This is a genomic window from Psychrobacter sp. 1Y4 (assembly GCF_051847555.1).
Genome location: NZ_JBPYDE010000486.1, coordinates 1 through 742 on the forward strand (window position 1 = coordinate 1; position 742 = coordinate 742).

Consider the following 742-nt stretch of genomic DNA (forward strand, 5'->3'; position numbering starts at 1 on the left):
TATTGCAAAACTGTCTGATGCCCAGATACATCAATTATTGACGACAGCTTTGGGTAGAATCTTTCAGCACATCGATTTGACCTTTGATGAGATGTATCAAGTGATGCTGATCATCATGCAAGGCAGATGTAGCGACGCGATGATGGGCGCTATCTTGACAGGTTTACGTATGAAAGGTGAATCGATCGATGAGATCACCGCATCAGCCAGTGCGATGCGTGCGCTAGCCGCCAATATTGAGCCAAAAAACTGTGACTATTTGGTCGACATCGTTGGTACTGGCGGTGATGGTGCCAATTTATTTAACGTATCGACTGCATCGGCATTCGTTGTCGCGGCGGCTGGCGCACAAGTTGCCAAACATGGTAATCGCGGTGTCTCAACCAGATCTGGTAGCTCAGATTTGCTTGAGCAAGCAGGCATCAGTCTTGCGCTGACTCCAGAACAAGCAAAAGATTGTATCGAGAACGAAGGGGTTGGGTTTTTGTTTGCGCCCAACCATCACAGTGCCATGCGTTATGCCAATCCTGTACGCCGTGAGCTAAAAGCGCGTACCATCTTTAATATTTTAGGCCCACTAACCAACCCTGCTGGTACGCCCAATTTAGTTATTGGTGTCTTTACCGCACAGCTCTGTGAGCCAATTGCCAAAGTCATGAAAAACCTAGGCGCACGGCATGTCATGGTCGTGGGCGCAAAAGATGGGCTGGATGAAATCAGTCTAGCAACCTCGACCACAGTT

General features: G+C 48.4%; 1 protein-coding gene. It reads left to right on the forward strand.

Annotated elements, in window-relative coordinates; all coding sequences use genetic code 11:
• Position 1 precedes the first annotated feature (1 nt).
• Positions 2 to 742, forward strand: a 741-nt coding sequence (gene trpD, locus ACS8FC_RS17115) for an anthranilate phosphoribosyltransferase (protein WP_439297669.1), incomplete at its 3' end; no start/stop codon positions are given.